12 protein-coding genes are annotated in these 20,423 nt (G+C 61.6%); 4 read left to right on the top strand and 8 right to left on the bottom strand.

Annotation, left to right across the window (positions count from 1 at the left end):
• Positions 1 to 91: 91 nt before the first annotated feature.
• The 3 genes from glgB to PspS34_RS12940 all read right to left on the bottom strand — a co-directional run bounded on the left by glgB (position 92) and on the right by PspS34_RS12940 (position 7,894).
• Entirely contained in the window at positions 92 to 2,323 is a 2,232-nt protein-coding gene (gene glgB, locus PspS34_RS12950) for a 1,4-alpha-glucan branching protein GlgB (RefSeq protein WP_154946371.1), read from the bottom strand.
• Between the two features lie 2 nt (positions 2,324 to 2,325).
• Positions 2,326 to 5,667 (bottom strand): maltose alpha-D-glucosyltransferase, encoded by a 3,342-nt coding sequence (gene treS, locus PspS34_RS12945; protein WP_159389868.1) that lies wholly within the window; start codon positions 5,665 to 5,667, stop codon positions 2,326 to 2,328.
• Between the two features lie 232 nt (positions 5,668 to 5,899).
• Complete coding sequence (locus PspS34_RS12940) at positions 5,900 to 7,894, bottom strand: alpha-1,4-glucan--maltose-1-phosphate maltosyltransferase (protein WP_159389867.1); 1,995 nt, start codon at positions 7,892 to 7,894, stop codon at positions 5,900 to 5,902.
• A gap of 215 nt (positions 7,895 to 8,109) precedes the next feature.
• Here PspS34_RS12940 and PspS34_RS28285 point away from each other — a divergent pair, with 215 nt between their 5' ends.
• Positions 8,110 to 8,277, top strand: a complete 168-nt coding sequence (locus PspS34_RS28285; RefSeq protein ID WP_167362862.1) for a hypothetical protein — start codon at positions 8,110 to 8,112, stop codon at positions 8,275 to 8,277.
• A gap of 37 nt (positions 8,278 to 8,314) precedes the next feature.
• Here the strand turns inward: PspS34_RS28285 and PspS34_RS12935 are convergent, their stop codons facing one another.
• On the bottom strand, positions 8,315 to 8,812 hold the full coding sequence (locus PspS34_RS12935) for an MgtC/SapB family protein (protein WP_154908971.1): 498 nt from the start codon (positions 8,810 to 8,812) through the stop codon (positions 8,315 to 8,317).
• A gap of 121 nt (positions 8,813 to 8,933) precedes the next feature.
• Here PspS34_RS12935 and PspS34_RS12930 point away from each other — a divergent pair, with 121 nt between their 5' ends.
• From PspS34_RS12930 to mapR, 3 genes are all read left to right on the top strand, one after another.
• Entirely contained in the window at positions 8,934 to 9,167 is a 234-nt protein-coding gene (locus tag PspS34_RS12930) for a DUF3203 family protein (RefSeq protein WP_057714965.1), read from the top strand.
• A gap of 195 nt (positions 9,168 to 9,362) precedes the next feature.
• The gene (ccoG, locus tag PspS34_RS12925; RefSeq protein WP_159389866.1) at positions 9,363 to 10,775 is read left to right on the top strand and encodes a cytochrome c oxidase accessory protein CcoG; all 1,413 of its coding nucleotides are present in this window, start codon (positions 9,363 to 9,365) and stop codon (positions 10,773 to 10,775) included.
• A gap of 179 nt (positions 10,776 to 10,954) precedes the next feature.
• Entirely contained in the window at positions 10,955 to 12,364 is a 1,410-nt protein-coding gene (mapR, locus tag PspS34_RS12920) for a GntR family transcriptional regulator MpaR (RefSeq protein WP_150813242.1), read from the top strand.
• A gap of 149 nt (positions 12,365 to 12,513) precedes the next feature.
• Here mapR and PspS34_RS12910 read toward each other — a convergent pair whose 3' ends face one another.
• The 4 genes from PspS34_RS12910 to PspS34_RS12895 all read right to left on the bottom strand — a co-directional run bounded on the left by PspS34_RS12910 (position 12,514) and on the right by PspS34_RS12895 (position 20,333).
• Entirely contained in the window at positions 12,514 to 13,260 is a 747-nt protein-coding gene (locus PspS34_RS12910) for an SDR family oxidoreductase (protein WP_057714967.1), read from the bottom strand.
• Positions 13,261 to 13,345: 85 nt separating this feature from the next.
• Positions 13,346 to 15,463 (bottom strand): EAL domain-containing protein, encoded by a 2,118-nt coding sequence (locus PspS34_RS12905; protein WP_159389864.1) that lies wholly within the window; start codon positions 15,461 to 15,463, stop codon positions 13,346 to 13,348.
• Positions 15,464 to 15,747: 284 nt separating this feature from the next.
• Positions 15,748 to 17,229: an efflux transporter outer membrane subunit gene (locus PspS34_RS12900; RefSeq protein ID WP_057714969.1), complete on the bottom strand. Its 1,482-nt coding sequence runs from the start codon at positions 17,227 to 17,229 to the stop codon at positions 15,748 to 15,750.
• Positions 17,226 to 20,333, bottom strand: a complete 3,108-nt coding sequence (locus PspS34_RS12895) for an efflux RND transporter permease subunit (protein WP_159389863.1) — start codon at positions 20,331 to 20,333, stop codon at positions 17,226 to 17,228. The genes PspS34_RS12900 and PspS34_RS12895 overlap by 4 nt, the downstream gene beginning before the upstream one ends.
• Between the last annotated feature and the right edge of the window lie 90 nt (positions 20,334 to 20,423).

Raw genomic sequence — 20,423 nt, 5'->3', positions numbered from 1 at the left:
AGCAGGCTCGCTCCCACATTGGATTGGCGTCGTACTCAAAACCAGTGTGGGAGCGGGCTTGCTCGCGAATTGCAGCACCGCCGACTTCGGATCAGCCCTGCGGCCGCAACATCAACACCGCCAACGGCGGCAAATTCAACACCAGCGACAACGCCTGGCCATGGCTCGGCGTTTCCTCGGCAACCGCCCCGCCACTGTTGCCGTAGTTGGAACCGGCATAGATGGACGAGTCGCTGTTGAGCACCTCGTTCCACTGCCCGGCAAACGGCACCCCAACGCGATAAGCCTCGCGTGGCACGGGCGTAAAGTTGGCCACCACCAGCACCGGTTCGCCGTCCTTGCTCCAGCGCAACCACGCATAAACGCTGTTGATCGCGTCATCGCCGATCAGCCATTGGAAACCCTGCGGCACGTCGTCCTGCTCATGCAGCGCCGGCTCTTCGCGGTACACGCGGTTGAGGTCGGCCACCAGTTTCTGCACCCCCTGGTGCTCTGGGTATTGCAACAGGTACCAGTCCAGTTGCTGGTCATGGTTCCACTCGCGCCACTGGCCGAACTCGCAGCCCATGAACAGCAGTTTCTTGCCCGGATGCGCCCACATGAAACTCAGGTAGGCCCGCAGGTTGGCGAATTTCTGCCAGCGGTCGCCGGGCATCTTGTCGATCAACGAGTGTTTGCCGTGCACCACTTCATCGTGGGAGATCGGCAGGATGAAGCGCTCGGACCACGCATACACCAGGCCGAAACTCAGTTCGTTGTGGTGATGGGCGCGGTACACCGGGTCCTGCTGGATGTAATGCAGCGAGTCGTGCATCCAGCCCATGTTCCATTTGTAGGCAAAGCCCAGGCCGCCCTGTTGCGTGCCCTGGCTGACACCGGGCCATGCGGTGGATTCCTCGGCGATCACCAGCGCACCGGGCGCTTCGAGGGCCACCACGTCATTGAGGTGACGCAGGAAGTCGATGGCTTCCAGGTTCTCCCGCCCGCCATGGCGGTTCGGCACCCACTCGCCGGCCTTGCGCGAGTAGTCGCGGTAGAGCATCGAGGCCACTGCATCGACCCGCAGGCCGTCGACGTGGAAATGCTTGAGCCAGTGCAGCGCCGACGCCAGCATGTAACCATGCACTTCGGTGCGACCCAGGTTGTAGATCAGGGTGTCCCAGTCCTGATGGAAACCTTCCTGCGGGTTGCCGTACTCGTACAGCGCCGTGCCGTCGAACTGGGCCAGGCCGTGGGTATCGGTGGGGAAATGCGCCGGCACCCAATCGAGAATCACCCCGAGTTCGGCCTGGTGGCAGGCGTTGATGAACGCGGCGAACTCGTCCGGTGTGCCATACCGCGCACTCGGCGCGAATTGCGACAACAACTGATAACCCCACGAGCCGCCGAACGGGTGCTCCATGATCGGCATCAGTTCGATGTGGGTGAAACCGAGGTCTTTGACATAGGGAATCAGCCGCTCGGTCAACTCGGGCCAGGTGTACTGGCGGGCCACTTCGCCCAGATCGTCCAGCTCGCATTGCCACGAGCCGGCGTGCAATTCGTAGATCGACAACGGCGCCGTCACCCGCTGGCGGTCGCCCCGGGACATCATCCAGTCCTGATCCTGCCAGTCGATGTTCAAGGGTGAAGCGACTTTCGAGGCGGTGTCCGGTGGCAGGCTGGTGGCCAACGCCACGGGATCGGCCTTCAACGGCAGGATGCCGTGGGCGCCGAGAATCTCGTATTTGTAGGTGTCCCCGGCTTGCAGGCGCGGGATGAACAATTCCCAGACGCCTGTGGGGTGACGCAGGCGCATCGGGTGTCGGCGCCCGTCCCAGACGTTGAAATCACCGACCACCGACACCCGCCGGGCATTCGGCGCCCACACGGCGAAACGCACGCCGTCGATGCCGTCCACGGTTGTCAGTTGCGCGCCCAGGCACCCGCTGAGGTCGCGGTGATTGCCTTCGGCAAACAGATACAAATCCATTTCGCCCAACAACGGACCGAAGCTGTAAGGATCTTCTGCCGTTTGCTCGCCGCCGGCCCAACGGGTGCGCAGCAGATACACTTGCGCACGTTCGAAATGCCCGACAAACAATCCCGGCGTCTCCGTGGCTTCAAGTTGGCCGAGCTCTTGTCCGGTATCCCTGGCCAGCACCTGCACACTCAAGGCACCCGGCAGATACGCGCGAATGAATTGCCCGCCAGCGCCATCAGCGTGGGGGCCAAGAATCGCAAAAGGATCGATATGCTCGGCGCGCACCAATGCGTCGATATCCCGTGCTCTGGGCAGCAGCGCTTCTCTGTGATGACCCTGTTCCTTGTTCGAGACACTCATGACTACTCTCCATCAAGATCGGAAAAGGGTTTAAGCCCACTCAATAATCCATATAAACCGTGCAACGGCACGGGCAACCAGGCGGGGCGATTTTCCGCCTCATAAGCCACTTCATACGCCGCCTTCTCCAGACCGAACAACGCCAGCGCGGCATCCTCGCCTTCGGGATCTTGCCATGCATGGGCAAGACTAGCTGCCGCCAGCCGATAAGCGTCGACAAATGCTTGCCGCGCCTCGCTCAAGTAGCGATCGGTGACCCGCAAGCGCGCGGCATCGGCCGCTGCGGTGTTATCGACGCTCTGCACGTTGATCGCCATCGCCGCCGCATAGTCGAAGGACCGCAGCACGCCGCTGACATCCTTGTACGGGCTGTGTTTGCCCCGTCGTTCATGCAATGGCCGGGCCGGTTCGCCTTCGAAGTCGATCAGGTAGGCATCGCCCTTGATCACCAGCACCTGCCCCAGGTGCAGGTCGCCGTGCACACGAATGCGCAAGCCGCCCGCGGTCTTTTTGCCCAACGCCTGTACATGGCCGAGGATGGCTTTCTTGTTGTCCAGTAAACGGCCGACCAGGGTCTGGTCCGCCGGGTCAAGTTGATTTTTATGCTGCTTGAGCAAGTTCAGCGCGCGCTCGATTTGCGCCGCGACATCCTTGGCCGAGGTCAGCGCCTCCTTCTGCGTAGTGACCTGGGGCAAGAAGTCCGGGTTGGCACTCGGCGCCGCCAGCACCTGGTGCATTTCCCCCAGACGCTGACCAAGCATAGCGGCGAAATCTTTCAGTTCGCCGAGCGCGTTGTAATGCTGTTCCTGCTCGGACACGGCATCGGCCAGTTCATCACGAAGCGCCCGTTCGAGGTTGTTCTGGGTCCATTCCCAGGCGTCGCCCTGATTGCTCAGGTAGCCTTGGGCGATCATCAGCAAATTATCTTCACCCGCCCCGTCCCGGCGCACCACGGCCCCCAGCAATGGTGAAATATTGCTGAACCCGGCTTGCGTCAGGTACGCGCTCATTTCCAGCTCAGGATGCACGCCGCAGGCGACCTTGCGGATCAGCTTCAGCACCAGGCTGTTGCCGATCACCACCGAGCTGTTGGACTGTTCGGCCGAAAGGTAACGCACCGGCGACTCGGCATTGAGGCCGAGTTTTTCCAGTTCGGCGGTGGACTCGAAGCGAATGTCGCCATCGCTGGAGGCCAATACGGTGCCGGCCTGAATGCCCTGCAATACGGCATGCACAAAGGTGTCCAGGCTGAAGGCGTCGGTGATCAGGCCCACCTGGCGCCCACGCCGTACCCGCGACAATGCCAATTGCTGCGGCAAGGGAGTACCGACCTGATCTTCCGAGATAAAACCGAACGGCAACTGGTAGCGGCTGCTCTGGCCACCGCTGGTGACATTGATCTCGCTGAACAGCACCGGGTGCTGCGGATCGCCGAATCGCACGCCATAGGCCAGTTCGACCTGTTCGATGGCGGCGTCCTTACCCGCAAACCAGCGGCGGTTCTGCAACCAGTTGGGCAGGATGCTTTGCTCCAGCGTGGTGCGTGACGGTGCTTCGAGCAGTTCTTCCATGCGTTTTTTCAGCACCAGCGTGGTGAAGTCCGGCAGGCTCTGTGCAGGCTCCACGTGCCAGCTCGGCATCTGGTTTTCCGCGGCGAGGCCGAACCAGTAGAAGCCGTAAGGCGCCAGCGTCAGGAGGAAGTTCAGCTGGCCGATGGGGGGGAATGCGTTACCCCCGAGCATCTCCACCGGCACCATGCCGACGTAGGCCGACAGATCCAGCTCGGCGGCCTGGGCGCTGCGCGACACGTTGGCCACGCACAGAATGACTTCGTGCTTGCCGTCCGCCCCGGTGTATTCACGGGTGTAGGCCAGAATCCGCCGGTTGCTCGGCGACAGCATCTTCAACGTACCGCGCCCGAAGGCCTTGGATTGCTTGCGCACGGCGAGCATGCGCCGGGTCCAGTTCAATAGCGAATGCGGGTCGCCAGCCTGGGTTTCGACGTTGACCGACAGATAGCCATATTGCGGATCCATGATCGGCGGCAGCACCAGGCTTGCCGGGTCGGCGCGGGAGAAACCGCCGTTGCGGTCGATGGACCATTGCATGGGCGTGCGCACACCGTCGCGGTCGCCGAGGTAGATGTTGTCGCCCATGCCGATCTCATCGCCGTAATACAGGGTCGGCGTGCCAGGCATGGACAGCAGCAGGCTGTTGAGCAGCTCGACCCGACGGCGGTCGCGTTCCATCAGCGGCGCCAGGCGGCGGCGAATCCCCAGGTTGATCCGGGCGCGACGGTCGGCGGCGTAATAATTCCACAGGTAGTCGCGTTCCTTGTCGGTGACCATCTCCAGGGTCAGCTCATCGTGGTTGCGCAGGAAGATCGCCCATTGGCAGTTGGCGGGTATATCCGGGGTCTGGCGCAGAATGTCGGTAATCGGGAAACGATCTTCCTGGGCCAGCGCCATATACATGCGCGGCATCAACGGGAAGTGGAAGGCCATGTGGCATTCATCGCCGTTCAGGCCTTTCTTGTCGGTGTCGCCGAAGTACAACTGAGTATCCTCCGGCCACTGATTGGCCTCGGCCAGCAACATGCGGTCGGGGTAGTTGGCGTCGATTTCCGCACGGATCTTTTTCAGGACGTCGTGGGTTTCCGGCAAGTTCTCATTGTTGGTGCCGTCGCGCTCGATCAGGTAGGGAATCGCGTCCAGGCGCAAGCCGTCGATGCCCATGTCGAGCCAGTAACGCATCACCGACAGCACCGCTTTCATGACTTGCGGGTTATCGAAGTTCAGGTCCGGTTGGTGGGAGTAGAAACGGTGCCAGAAGTATTGGCCGGCGACCGGGTCCCAGGTCCAGTTGGACTTCTCTGTATCGAGAAAGATGATGCGCGTGCCATCGTATTTTTGATCGTCATCGGACCACACATAGAAGTCCCGCGCCGCCGATCCGGGTTTGGCCTTGCGCGCCCGCTGGAACCACGGGTGCTGGTCGGAGGTGTGGTTGATGACCAGTTCGGTGATCACCCGCAGGCCGCGTTTGTGCGCCTCGGCAATGAAGCGCCTGGCATCGGCCATGGTGCCGTAGTCGCTGTGTACGCCACGGTATTCGGCGATGTCGTAGCCGTCATCGCGCCGTGGCGAGGGATAGAACGGCAACAGCCAGATGGTGTTGACGCCCAGGTCGGCGATGTAATCGAGCTTGGCGATGAGGCCGGGAAAGTCGCCAATCCCGTCGTTGTTGGAGTCGAAATACGATTTGACGTGGACTTGATAGATCACCGCGTCCTTGTACCAGAGCGGGTCCTTGATGAACGTGGCTGCCTTGGGTTTCTTCGCCATGTGCAACTCCTGGTGAATTCGACTTGGCCACAGGCTGAGAATCCCCTGTGGTGAGGATGCTTACCTGTGGCGAGGGGGCTTGCCCCCGTTCGGCTGCGAAGCAGTCGTCAATCCAGAGACTCGGTTTCGCTGAAAGAAAAAGCGGGGCCGCTTCGCGACCCAACGGGGGCAAGCCCCCTCGCCACAGGCAGCCCCCTCGCCACAGGCAAGCTCACTCCCACAGGTTCAGCGTCTACGCGGTAATGCGCCAAATCCCGAACGGCTGATACGCCGGGTCGATCCGCATGAACTGCTGCTTGCCGTGCCAGGTCCAGCGATGACCATTCATCAAATCTTCGCCCTGGGTGCTGGCGTAGTCAGGCAAGCCCATGTCCCACAACGGCAACTCGAAGTTCGCTTCCTGCACGTTGTGCGGATCGAGACTGACCGCCACCAGAATGAAATTGCCTCCATCGGCGCTGCGCTTGCCGAAGTACAGGATGTTGTCGTTCCAGGCGTTGTAGACCTTCAGGCCCAGATGCGTGTGCAACGCCGGGTTCTGCCGTCGGATACGGTTGAGCTGGGCGATCTCGGCAATGATGTTGCCCGGCGCGTTGAAGTCCCGCGGGCGGATCTCATACTTCTCGGAATCGAGGTATTCCTCCTTACCCGGTACCGGAGCCGACTCGCACAACTCGAAACCCGAATACATGCCCCACAGGCCCGAGCCCATGGTCGCCAGCACGGCGCGAATGAGAAACCCGGGACGCCCGGATTCGTGGAGGAACGCCGGGTTGATGTCCGGTGTATTGACGAAAAAATTCGGCCGGTAGCATTCTCGCCACGGCGACTCGTTGAGTTCGGTGAAGTAGGTCGCCAGTTCGGCCTTGGTGTTGCGCCAGGTGAAATAGGTATAGCTCTGGGAGTAACCGACCTTGCCCAGGCGCGCCATCATTGCCGGGGTGGTAAAGGCTTCGGCGAGGAAGATCACCTCGGGGTACAGCGCCCGTACATCGGCGATCAGCCATTGCCAGAACGGCAACGGCTTGGTGTGCGGATTATCGACGCGAAAGATCTTCACGCCCTCCTCGACCCAGCCCACCACGATGTCGCGCAATTCCACCCACAGGCTCGGAATCGCCTCGGGGGCATAGAAGTCGACGTTGACGATGTCCTGGTATTTCTTCGGTGGGTTCTCGGCATACTTGATCGTGCCGTCCGGCCGCCAGTTGAACCAGCCGGGGTGTTGCTTGAGCCATGGATGGTCCTGGGAACACTGGATGGCAAAATCCAGGGCGATTTCCAGGCCATGGGCCGCGGCGGCCGCCACCAGTCGGCGGAAGTCTTCGCGGGTACCCAATTGCGAGTGAATCGCCTCGTGCCCGCCTTCCTCGCTACCAATCGCATAGGGGCTGCCCGGATCATCGGGACCCGCCGTCAGCGAGTTGTTCGGGCCTTTGCGGTAGCTGCGCCCGATCGGGTGGATCGGCGGGAAATACAGCACATCGAAACCCATGTCCTGGATCATCGCCAGCCGCGAATGCACGTCATTGAAGGTGCCATGGCGCGTCGGGCTGTCGGTGATCGAGCGCGGGAACAATTCATACCAGCTGGCGAACTGCGCCAGTTCGCGCTCGACATCCACCGGGTACTCCGGGCTCAGGCTCAGGTAGGCGCGATGATTGACGCGGGCCATGAGGTCGGCGCTACGGGGGTGCAAAAACAGTGCGACCTGCTCGGTTTCGAGCAGTCCTGACAGTTCATGGTGCAAGGCCGCCAGTTGCTCGCTGAGTAGCCCTTCGCTACGTTCGGCAGCCTGCTGGACATGAATCCGCCCTTCCTGCAATTCCAGACTGACGGGCACTGCCGCCGCATGCTTCTTTTCCAGCTCATGGCAAAAACTGGCGAACTGATCGATCCAGGCTTCGATACAGAACAGATAACGGCCCTGGCTGTCGACCCGGAACTGCCCTTGCCAGCCGTTATTGCCCAGGTCGTTCATGGCCGCGCTTTGCCAGGCGTCCTCGTCCTCGGCCCGCCAGCGCACGCGCACCGCCAGCTTGTCATGCCCGTCGGCGAAGACCTTGGCCGTCACCACCACGTCCTGCCCCACCACGGCCTTGACGGCGAATTGTCCGCCTTCAAGGATCGGCATGATGTTTTCAATGACGATACGCGGCAGCAACAACGCCTGCGACAGCGGCATGTGCGGGTTGTAGCTCAACTCAGTCGGTTTTTCAGCCGTCATCGAGCCTCTCTCCTTACGCCCCATGGACGCGCTTGTGTCTGGTCGCCACCCCGCCGGGCAATCCGCCCCGGGATGCACTCACTTAGGTTCCGAGCGACAGCCGCCGGGAAAGTTTCATCGGCAATTCCCGGAATCAAGTCCTTCGCGCTGCGGTCAACCAATCAGTCCACCTACTTAAGCACGACTCACGCCATGTGCCACCGGAGGCTTGAACAATGAACAATCCATTCCCGGCTGAAACCCCCGATCCCAACATCGACAACCCGGTGATCCCACCCAGCGATCCGCAACCGGTGCCCGAACAGGATCCGCCCGGCACGAACCCGCCACCAAGGGAAGAACCGCCAACGACGATGCCGCCGGTGATTGTGCCCCCTGAATGACGACAGTTGATCGCTTCCATACTGCCGGGGAACGATCTCATTGGTGATCCTTGTCGATCAGTTTCACAATCCCCGGCATCACACTGAACACGCCCAGCGCCAACAACGTACTGAACACCGCCGTCGCCTCCCGGCCCAGCCCGGCCGCGACGCCGATGGCGGCGGTCATCCACAGGCCGGCGGCGGTGGTCAGGCCCTTGACGTGCCCCTCATCGCCGTCGCGATTTTTCAGGATAGTGCCAGCCCCCAGGAAGCCGATCCCGGCAATCACGCCCTGCACCACCCGGCTCATGGCATCGGGCTGTGAGCCGGACATCTGCGGCACCAACACGAACAGCGCCGCCCCCATTGCCACCAGCATGTGGGTGCGCACGCCGGCGGCCTTGCCCTGGTGTTCACGCTCGAACCCGAGAATCCCGCCCAGCACCGCGGCCATCAACAGGCGCACGGTCACTCGCGTCAATTGCGAGGCATCGCCGATGTCGGCGAACTCGCCTTGCAGCGTCACCCAGACTTCGTGCCACCAAGTGTTCATGGGATTGTCCTTGTGAGGGGCCATGGACGGTGGACCGCAGCGACCATTAATCGGTTGCACAGAACGATGACCGGCGGTTGCGGCCTGAAACTTTAGTTTCCACTGAAAAAAGGATCCCGCCATGACCGTACGCATCGAGAACCAGACTTGCTTTTTCACCACTGAAAATGGCGAACTCATTCGTCTGTGTCCCGACGTGACCATCATCACCGACGGTGCCATGGCCATGTCGGCGGTGGACATCGAAGGCGAGCGCATCTACATCACGGAAGCCGAGGCCGACGCCTTGACCGTCGCAGGCGCGGTGGATGGACGCCGGCACCTGAAAGCTACCGACAGTGGTTCGGTGATTTGACCGGGATTGATCCGCACTTGCCGCCGCTGTTTTGCAACGCCCCATGGACCCCACAGCGTCGGCTGCTTCAAGTTGTCGCAGTTCGTGCAAACACGGCCATCTGATCCGCTTTTTAATGCAATACCTGAGTCTGTTATGCAAACAGATCGCCGCTCATAGTGCTCATGCCTGATGGAGGCTGATGAGCGAAAGACCATGAGCGAAAGAATCCCCGTCCGAACCGTAGAAACATTCGAGCCTTCGCGCCCCAAGATGAAGGCCAAATCCAGCGACAACCTGATCCACACCCGCAGCTTCACCGGGTTGTTCCGCAACCTGCGCATCAGCGGCGCCGGTTTTCTGTTTGTGCTGTTTTTCGGCACCGTGTGGCTGAACTGGGGCGGCCGCCAGGCGGTGCTCTGGGATCTTTCGCAAAGCAAGTTCCATATCTTCGGCGCGACCTTCTGGCCACAGGATTTCATCCTGCTCTCGGCGCTGCTGATCATCGCCGCGTTCGGCCTGTTTGCAATCACCGTGTTCGCGGGCCGGGTCTGGTGCGGCTACGCCTGCCCACAAAGTTCATGGACCTGGATCTTCATGTGGTGCGAGAAGATCACCGAAGGCGAACGCAACCAGCGGATCAAGTTGCAAGCCGCGCCGTGGGGCCTGAACAAGCTGATGCGTCGCGCGGCCAAGCACACCTTGTGGCTGGCCATCAGCCTGCTGACCGGCCTGACCTTCGTCGGCTACTTCACGCCGATCCGGCCGTTGGCCGAAGAGCTGCTGACCTTCCAGATGAGTGGCGTCAGCCTGTTCTGGGTGCTGTTTTTCACCGGCGCCACGTACATCAATGCCGGTTGGCTGCGTGAAGCGGTGTGCATGCACATGTGTCCCTACGCGCGGTTCCAGAGCGTGATGTTCGACAAGGACACCCTGACCATTTCCTACGACGTGGCCCGTGGCGAGAATCGTGGCCCACGCAAGCGCGAAGTCAAACCGGCCGAGGTCGGGCTGGGTGATTGCATCGACTGCCAGCTGTGCGTACAGGTCTGCCCCACCGGCATCGATATCCGCGACGGCTTGCAGATGGAATGTATCGGTTGTGCGGCGTGCATCGACGCCTGTGACTCGATCATGGACAAAATGGGCTACGCCCCAGGGTTGATCAGCTACACCTCCGAGCATCAGTTGCAGGGTGGCAAGACACACCTGCTGCGCCCACGCCTGATCGGCTACACCGCCGTGCTGCTGGTGATGATCGCTGCCCTGGTGATGGCGCTGGTGGAACGACCGATGGTGTCCCTTGATGTCAGCAAGGACCGGGGCCTGTTCCGCGAGAACAGCCAGGGGCAGATCGAGAACATCTACAGTCTGAAGGTGATCAACAAAACCCAGCAGCGTCAGGACTATCAATTGAGCCTGGTGGATGCCGAGGATTTCCAGTTGCAGGGCAGGACCGAATTCAGCCTGGCGCCAGGCGAGATTGACGATGTGCCGGTGTCAGTGGCGATGCTCACGGAGCGTCCGGCCAGCAGTTCACAGAGCATCGGCTTCAAGGTGGTCGACAGCGATGAGCCTGGCGTCTACAGCGTGGCGAAGAGCCGGTTTGTGGCGCCAATGAATCGCTGAGCCTTTAAGATGCTGACCTTGGTGAAGTGCAGTCTTGTTTTGGCAATGCAATCCACTGTGGCGAGGGGGCTTGCCCCCGTTGGGTCGCGAAGCGGCCCCAAAATGGGACTGCTGCGCAGTCCAACGGGGGCAAGCCCCCTCGCCACAATTAATCGAACCGACTCCATTGCGGGACACCGATGAAACGCTACGAAAAATTCGCCGACGACATCGCAGAACTGATCCGCTCCGGCGTCCTGGGTCCCGGCCAGCGGGTGCCGTCGGTGCGCTACGCCAGCCAGACCTACGGGGTCAGCCCGTCGACGGTGTTCCAGGCCTATTACCTGCTGGAGCGTCGCGGCCTGATCCGCGCTCGGCCGCGCTCCGGCTATTTCGTCAACGCCCACGCACCCCGGCCGTTTTCCGAGCCGGTGATCAGCAATGAGGTCAACGAGTCGACGGAAGTCGACGTCAGCGAACTGGTGTTTTCGGTGCTCGACTCGATCAAGGACCCGAACACCGTGCCCTTCGGCTCGGCGTTTCCCAGCCCGACGCTGTTTCCCCTGCAACGTTTGTCCCGCTCCCTGGCCAGCGCCAGCCGCGACATGGACCCGCGCATGGTGGTCACCGACATGTCGCCGGGCAACCCGCAACTGCGCCGGCAAATCGCCCTGCGCTACATGGTCGGCGGGCTGATGTTGCCCATGGAGGAACTGCTGATCACCAACGGCGCCCTCGAAGCCCTGAACCTTTGCCTGCAAGCGGTGACCGAACCTGGCGATCTGGTGGCCATCGAAGCCCCGGCGTTCTACGCCTGTCTGCAAGTACTCGAACGCCTGAAACTCAAGGCCGTGGAAATTCCCGTACACCCGCGCGATGGCATCGACCTTGGCGTGCTCGAGCAAACCCTGGAGCGGCATCCGATCAAGGCCTGCTGGTGCATGACCAGTTTCCAGAACCCCATGGGCGCGACCCTGCCCGAGGCCAAGAAACAGCAGCTTGTGGAATTGTTGCGGCGCCACCAGGTGCCGCTTATCGAAGACGATGTCTACGCCGAACTCTATTACGGCCAGCAAGCACCGAAACCGGCCAAGGCCTTTGATACCGAAGGTCTGGTGATGCACTGTGGTTCATTCGCCAAGAGCCTGGCCCCTGGCTACCGCATCGGCTGGGTGGCTGCCGGGCGTTACGCACAGAAAATCGAACGGCTGAAACTCATGACCTCGCTGTGCGCCTCGATGCCGGCCCAGGCGGCAATCGCCGATTACCTGCAACACGGCGGCTACGACCGGCACCTGCGTAAATTGCGCCACGCCCTGGAAGACCAGCAAAGCGCCATGCTCGCCGCCATTACTCGCTATTTCCCGGCGCAGACGCGGGTCAGCCAACCGGCCGGCGGGTACTTTCTGTGGCTGGAATTACCACAGCAGATGGATTCGTTGAAATTGTTCCAGATGGCATTGGCGCAAGGCATCAGCATTGCACCGGGGCCGATCTTTTCACCGACCCAGCGCTTCAGGAATTGTATTCGGTTGAATTACGGCAGCCCGTGGACCGAGGACTCGGAGAAGGCGATGGAGACGTTGGGGCGGATTGTGCGGTCGTTCTGATAAGCAGGTGTCGGCAGGCCTATTGCCTTCGCGAGCAAGCCCGCTCCCACAAGGAATCTCCGGTGTTCACAGACTTTGCGTACACCACGGAACCCTGTGGGTGCGGGCTTGCCCGCGAAGAGGCCAGCACTGACAACGCAAACCTCAGATCAACGCCCACCACCAAGATCAACAAAAGTCCCCGTCGCATAAGAAGCCTTGTCCGACAACAACCAGACAATCGCCTCCGCCACTTCATCCGGACGGCCGCCCCGCGCCATCGGAATCGCCGATTCCAGCTTGCTGACCCGATCCGGATCGCCGCTCAAGGCATGGAAATCGGTGTAGATGTAACCCGGACGCACGGCGTTGACCCGAATCCCCTCACCCGCCACTTCCTTGGACAGGCCTATGGTGAAGGTGTCCAGCGCGCCTTTGGACGCTGCGTAATCCACGTACTCGTTGGGCGATCCCAATCGCGAGGCGACCGACGATACGTTGACGATGCTGCCGCCCTGCCCGCCGTGCCTGGGCGACATGCGCAGGATCGCGTGCTTGGCACAGAGCATCGGCGCCAGGACGTTGGTTTTCATGATTTTGAGAATGCGGAACTCGGACATTTCGTCGACCCGGGACTTCTGCCCGACGGTGCCGGCGTTGTTCACCAGCGCGGTGACCCGCCCCAGTTCACTGTCCACCCGATTGAACAGCGCGATCACTTCGTCTTCGATGCTGACGTCGGCCCGTACCGCAATGGCTTGCGCACCGAGGGCGCGGACTTGCTCCAGCACGCCGAATGCAGACTGTTCGTCCGCCTGATAATTGATGCAGATCCGATAGCCCTGCGCGGCGGCCAACAGAGCGGTGGCGGCACCGATGCCGCGGCTACCGCCGGTGATGACGATGACTTTGTCCATGCGAGCTTTCCCCCAATCAAAGCTTAAGCGGTCGGGGGCAAGAATAACCGCCATTGGCGGTTTTTGCATGGCTTCACATCGGCTGTCATGTCATCGACATCTCGCGCCTGGCACTGGCTTTCAACTGCTCGACCAACTGCTCCCCGCGATGGATTTCCACCATGAAACCTGCGGCCGGCAGCGGATGCCCCAGCAGGTAACCCTGCAACGAATCGCAGCCGAGCTGAGTCAGGAAGTCCTGCTGCACACCGGTTTCCACGCCTTCGGCGACGATGCGCAACCCCAGCGCTTGCCCGAGGGCGACGATGGCCGAAACGATGGCGGCGTCATCGCTGTCGCGCTCCAGGTCCCGGACAAAACCGCGGTCGATCTTCAGCTCGTTGGCCGGCAGGCGCTTGAGGTACATCAAGCTCGAATAGCCGGTACCAAAATCGTCGATGGACAGGTCGACACCCATTTCCGACAGTTCCTGCAGCACCGTCATGCTCGCATCGGCATCGCTCATGGCGGTGGTTTCGGTGATTTCCAGGGTCAGGCTGTTGGGTGGCAGATGGTGCGTCGCCAGCGCCTTGGCAACGCTCTGGACCAGCCCGGCATGGCAAAACTGAATGGCCGAAAGGTTCACCGCGATGCGCCAGTCGGTGTAGCCCAGCACGTACCACTCGCGCATCTGACGGCAGGCTTCGTTGAGCACCCACTCGCCGATCGGAATGATCAGCCCGGTTTTTTCCGCCAGCTCGATGAATTTGTCCGGCAACAGCATTCCTTGAGTCGGGTGTTCCCAGCGCAACAAGGCCTCGGCGCCCACCGGTCGGCCATTGGCGGCGTCGAACTTGGGTTGGTAATGCAGGCTGAACTCCTGCTGTTCCACGGCATTGCGCAGATCCTGCAGCAATTGCAGCTGCTTGCGGGCGTTGTTGTTCATCGATACATCGAAAAAGCTGTAGCCGTTTTTACCCGCCCCCTTGGCGTGGTACATCGCCGCGTCGGCATTCATCAGCAGTTCGTGGGCGGACTGCCCGTTACCCGGGTAGAGCGCGATGCCGACGCTGGCGGAAATGTGCAAATCATGTTCGGCAACCCGGAACGCACGCGCGATCAACCCGACCTGACGGGCCGCCAGGTTCAAGGCGTCGTTCTGTTCGCTCAATTGCACCAGCAACACGAACTCATCGCCGCCGATCCGTGCCAGGGTGTCCTGGCTGCGCAAGTCTTCGCGCAGGCGCAGGGCCACCTCGCGCAACAACAGATCACCCATATGGTGGCCGAAGGCATCGTTGACCGGTTTGAAGCCGTCCAGATCGATGAACATCAGGGCAAAGCACCCCCCTTCTTCCCGGACCCGCGACATGGCCTGATCGATTCGATCGGCGAGCAACGTCCGGTTCGGCAACCCGGTGAGGGTGTCGTGCAGGGCCAATTGGGTCAGTTCACGGTTGGCCTCGGTCAGCGACTGGGCCAGGCTCGCGGTGCGAGCCTCCAGGCGTGCATCGAGGATCGAGGTCAGCAGGGCAATGCTCAGCACCGCCAACGTGGTGATCAGCACCAGGTTGTCCAGGCCATTGCCGCTCAATCCATTGACCGCCGCGCCACAGAAACTGCCGTCGGCAAAGCGTGCGGCGGCCATCCCGGTGTAGTGCATGCCGACGATGGCGATGCCCATGATCACGGCGGCACCACCACGGATCAGACGGACATAAGGCGTGTGCTGGCGCAGATGGAAAGCGATCCACAATGCTGCGCCCGAAGCACCGACAGCGATCAGCAGCGAGGCGCCGAACAGCGTCGAGTCATAGTCGATGCCCGGTTGCATGCGCATGGCAGCCATGCCGGTGTAGTGCATCGCGCTGATGCCGGCGCCCATGACCAACGCACCAAAGGCCAGTTGCCAGGCCGGCAATTGCGGCTGGCTGACCAGCCACAGCGCAAAGCCGCTGGAGAGCACGCCGATCAGCAACGACAACAGGGTGATGGTCCCGTCGTACCCCAGGTCGATCGGCAACTTGAACGCGAGCATGCCGATAAAGTGCATCGACCAGATGCCGATGCCCATGGCAACGGCCCCGCCCGCAGTCCACAAATGCACCGCGCGGCCTTTGGCGGTGGCAATCCGTCCGGTCAGGTCGAGTGCAGTGTATGAGGCGAGAATCGCTACACAGAGCGAAATGATGACCAGAGAGGGGGAATAGCTGCCGATGAGCATGGAGACTTCTCGCGAAAGCCCCCTTGTTAATGGCTTTCATTCTCGGGTGGGGGCAAATGCGGCGATTGTACTGATTCCAAATGAGAACGCACTCACAAAATGAGCAAAGGGCCATCAGTCCGATGAAACGCTTGTTTTAAGGTTTTACATTAACTTGCTTCAAGCTGCCGGCACCTGACAAAACCTGTGGGAGCGAGCTTGCGAGCGATAGCGGTGGGTCAGGCAACATCCATGCTGAATGTGACGCAGCCATCGCGAGCAAGCTCGCTCCCACAGGGATTACGCTATCGGTTTTCGCTCACCTCAAGCTGCCCGTCCCAGCCACCCCCCAACGCGGCAATCAACTGCACACTGGCTATCAGGCGGCTTTGCAACAGGTCCAGGTTGCTGCGTTCATTGTTCAGCGCCGCCGCCTGGGTCACCACCACATCGATGTACGCGATCAAACCGGCCTTGTACTGGTTCTGGGTCAGGCGCAACGATTCACGGGCGGCATCCAGTGCCTGTTGGCGCACGACGGCTTCATCCTCAAGCACCTTGAGCTGCACCAGGTAGTTTTCCACTTCGCGGAATCCGTCCAGTACGGTCTGGCGGTACTTGGCCACCGTTTCGTCATAGGCCGCTTCACTGCGGTCGACTTCCGCCGAGCGCTGACCACCGTCGAACAGGGTCATGGCCAATTGCGGTCCGACCGACCAGAAGCGGTTCGGCAGGCTGAACAAGTCTTTCGAGGTACTGCTGCTGTAACCACCGTTCAAGCTCAGGGTCAGGTCCGGGTAGTAGGCAGCCTTGGCCACACCGATGTTGGCGTTGGCGGCCATCACCGAGCGCTCGGCCGAAGCGATGTCCGGGCGACGCTCCAGCAACTGCGAAGGCAGCGCCAGCGGTACTTGCGGCAATTGCGGGATGTCCTGGCTTTGCGCCAGGCTGAACTCGGCCGGCGGCAGGCCGATCAGCACAGCGATGGCGTTCTCCAACTGGGCGCGTTGCCAGATCAGGTCGATCATATCGGCTTCGGTGCTTTTGAGCTGTGTCTGGGCCTGGGCCACCGCGTCCTTGCCCGATACGCCTGCGCGGTACTGGTTTTCGGTCATCTTCAACGAACGCTGATATGCCTCGACCGTGTCCTGGAGCAAGCGTTTCTGGCCATCGATCACGCGCAGTTGCAGGTAATTCTGCACCAGCTCCGACTGTTGACTCAGGCGCATGGCCGCCAGATCGGCAAAGCTTGCCTGGGCATTGGCGGTGTCGGCTTCGAGGCCTCGGCGCAGCTTGCCCCATACGTCCGCTTCCCAACTGACGCCCGCCTGGGCCGAGTACGTGTCGCGAATACCGCTGGACGAACTGCTCAGGCTGGAACTGCTGCTGCCGGTGCCCTGGCTTGAACGGTTCTTGCTGACGTTCAGGTCCACCGTCGGGAAAAACGCCCCGCGTGCACTGCGCACCAGGGCCTGGGCCTGGCGGTACTGCGCTTCGGACTGGGCGACGGTCTGGTTGGCGCTGTTGAGTTTTTCGATCAGGTCGTTGAGCTGCCGGTCGCCATACAACTCCCACCACGCGCCACGCGCCAGGGCATCGCTCGGGTTGGCCTGACGCCAGCCCTCCGCTGCCTTGTACTGCGCAGGCTCGGCGGTTTGCGGGCGCTGGTAATCCGGGCCGACGGCGCAGGCACTGAGCATCGCCACGCACAGTGACAGGCTCAACAGGCGCGAGCCTCGAGCCGTGATCAGCGGTGCAGCCAGGTTGAAAAGCGAACGGTCAGTCATAGCGGAGTTTCCAGAGCAACATCAGTACGCACCCCGCGCCATTTATTGAAGCGATGGCGCAGGTTGTCGAGATAGAGGTAAACCACCGGGGTGGTGTAAAGCGTCAGTACCTGGCTGAAGATCAGCCCGCCGATGATGGTCAGGCCCAGCGGCTGGCGCATTTCCGCCCCTTCGGCGCGGCTCAGCAGCAACGGCAAGGCACCGAGGATCGCCGCCAGGGTGGTCATCAGGATAGGTCGCAAACGTTGCAGGCAGGCGCTGCGGATCGATTCCAGCGGTGCCATGCCCTGGTTTCGTTCCAGTTGCAACGCCAGGTCGATCATCAGGATCGCGTTTTTCTTCACCACGCCGATCAGCAGAAACAGCCCCAGCAACGAAATCAGGTTGAACTCGCCGCCCAGCGCATAGATCGACAGCAACGCGCCGACCCCGGCCGACGGCAGGGTCGAGAGAATCGTCAGCGGGTGAATGTAGCTTTCGTACAGCACACCCAAGACCAGATACACCGCCACCAGCGCCCCCAGAATCATCCACGGCTGACTTTTTTGGGTCGCCGCGAAAGCGTTGGCTGTGCCGGCCATTTTCGCGATCACGTCTTCCGGCAGGCCGACCTTGGCAATCGCCCGCTCGATGGCGGCACCGCCCTGCTCCACGGTCACGCCTTCGGCCATGTCGAAGGCAATGCTCTCCGAAGCAAACTGGCCTTCGTGGCTGACCCGGTCGTTTTCCAGGCTGTTTTCGTAATGGGCGATGGTCGACAGCGGGATTCGCGCGCCGTCAGCGGTGATCACCTGGACTTGCGTGAGGGTGATCGGGTCCTGGGCGTATTTCGGATTGACCTCCATCACCACCTGGTACTGATTAAGACTGTCGTAGATGGTCGAAATCTGCCGCTGACTGTAGGCGTTGTTCAGCACCGCCGTGACCATGTCCATGTCGACACCCAGACGCTTGGCCTGGTCTCGGTCGACGATCAGGGTCACTTGGCGGGCGCCCCGGCCTTCCCGCGCATCGATCGCCGTCAGCTCCGGCAAGGCCCTGAGCGCGGTGACGACTTTCGGATACCACTCGCGCAATGCCCCCAGATCCCCGCTCTGCAGGATGTACGAGTATTGCGAGGTGGTCTGCTCACGGCCACCACCGAATTGCAGGTCCTGGTCCGCCATGAGCATCAGTTGTGCCCCGGGAACCTTGGGCATTTCCTTGCGCAGGCGTTCGATGACTTTCTGCGCGGAAATGCTGCGCTCCTTGATCGGCTTGAGGCGCACCAGCATGAAGGCGTTGTTGGTGCCGTTATTGCCGCCAATGAACCCGGCGACGCTTTCTACCGCCTCATCCTTCAACACCGCACGGCGGAAAATCTCCATCTTCGGCTGCATCACACTGAACGACAGGCCGTCGTCGCCGCGCACGAAACCAATCAGCTGACCGGTATCCTGCTGAGGTAAAAACGTTTTGGGAACAACAATATACAACGCAATGTTAACGCCGATTGTCACGAACAGACTGAACAAGGTCAGGCGCTTGTGGCGCAGCACCCAGTCGAGGCTGGTAGCGTATTTGCCGACCATCCAGTCGTTGGTCCGCCGGCTCCAGCGTTGCAGACGGTTCTCCTGCCCCGGCGTGTGCGGCTTGAGCCAGCGAGCGCAGAGCATCGGGGTCAGGGTCAACGACACCACCAGCGAGACCACGATGGCCGCCGCCAGGGTGATGGAGAATTCGCGGAACAGGCTTTCGATGATCCCGCCCATGAACAGGATCGACAGGAACACCGCCACCAGCGACACGTTCATCGACAGCAAGGTAAAACCGACTTCCTGGGCGCCGAGGTACGCGGCCCTCATCGGCCGCACGCCTTCGTCGATGTGCCGGGAAATGTTCTCCAGCACCACGATGGCATCGTCCACCACCAGCCCGGTGGCCAGGATCAGCGCCATCAGCGACAGGTTGTTCAGCGAAAAACCGTAGAGGTACATCACGGCAAAAGTGCCGACCAGCGACACCGGCACCGCCAGGGTCGGGATCAGCGAGGCACGGAAGTTACCGAGGAACAGGAACACTACCAGGATCACCAGCGCCACGGCGATCAGCAGGGTCATTTCCGCCTCGTGCAGCGTGGCCTTGATCACCGGCGAGCGGTCCATCGCCAGGTTCAGCTTGACGCTGGCCGGCAGCACCGCCTGCAACGCCGGCAGCTGGGCCTTGATCTCGTTGACCGTCTCGATGATGTTCGCACCGGCCTGGCGGTTGATCACCAGCAGCACCGCCGCGTCGTCGTTGAAGAAACCGCTGTTGTAACGGTCCTCGACGCCATCGCTGACCTTGGCCACATCCTTCAGGCGCAGGGCCGCGCCACCGTTGTAGTGGATGATCAGCGACTCGTAGTCCTTGGCTTTTTCCAGCTGATCGTTGGCCTGGACCTGCCACAGCCGCTGATCGTCTTCCACCGAGCCCTTGGGCCGGCGAACGTTGGCATTGGCGATGGTGTTGCGCACATCGTCCAGGGCCACGCCGTACTGGTTCAATGACTGCGGTTCAAGCTCGATGCGTACCGCCGGCAACGAACTGCCGCCGATCTGCACCTCGCCGACACCCTGCACCTGGGACAGGCTCTGGGACAGGATGGTCGATGCCAGGTCATAGAGCTGGCCTTTTTCCAGCACGTCCGACGTGAGCGACAGCACCATGATCGGCGCCTGGGACGGGTTGACCTTCTTGTAGGTCGGCATGCTGCGCATCCCGCTCGGCAGCAGGGTGCGCGAGGCGTTGATCGCTGCCTGCACTTCCCGCGCCGCGCCGTTGATGTCGCGGTCCAGGTCGAATTGCAGGATCACCCGGGTCGAACCCTGGCTGGACCGGCTGCTCATGGTGTTGACCCCGGCAATGCTGCCGAAAGAACGCTCCAAAGGCGTGGCCACGGTCGACGCCATCACCTCGGGGCTGGCCCCGGGCAGGCTGGCCTGGACCACGATCACCGGAAAGTCCATTTGCGGCAGCGGCGACACGGGCAGCAAACCGAAGCTCACGCCGCCCAGCAGCATGATCGCCAGGCTCAGCAGCATGGTCGCGACCGGGCGCTTGATGAAAGGGCCGGAAAGGTTCATCGATGATTGCCCCCCGCACCAGCCCACGAGCCCTGCTGCCCCCCTGTGGGAGCGGGCTTGCTCACAAAGAGGGCCTTGCATTCAACATCC

Origin of the sequence: Pseudomonas sp. S34 (assembly GCF_009866745.1) — a bacterium.
Lineage (GTDB): Bacteria > Pseudomonadota > Gammaproteobacteria > Pseudomonadales > Pseudomonadaceae > Aquipseudomonas > Aquipseudomonas jessenii.
This window is presented reverse-complemented; position numbering and strand designations above follow the sequence as displayed.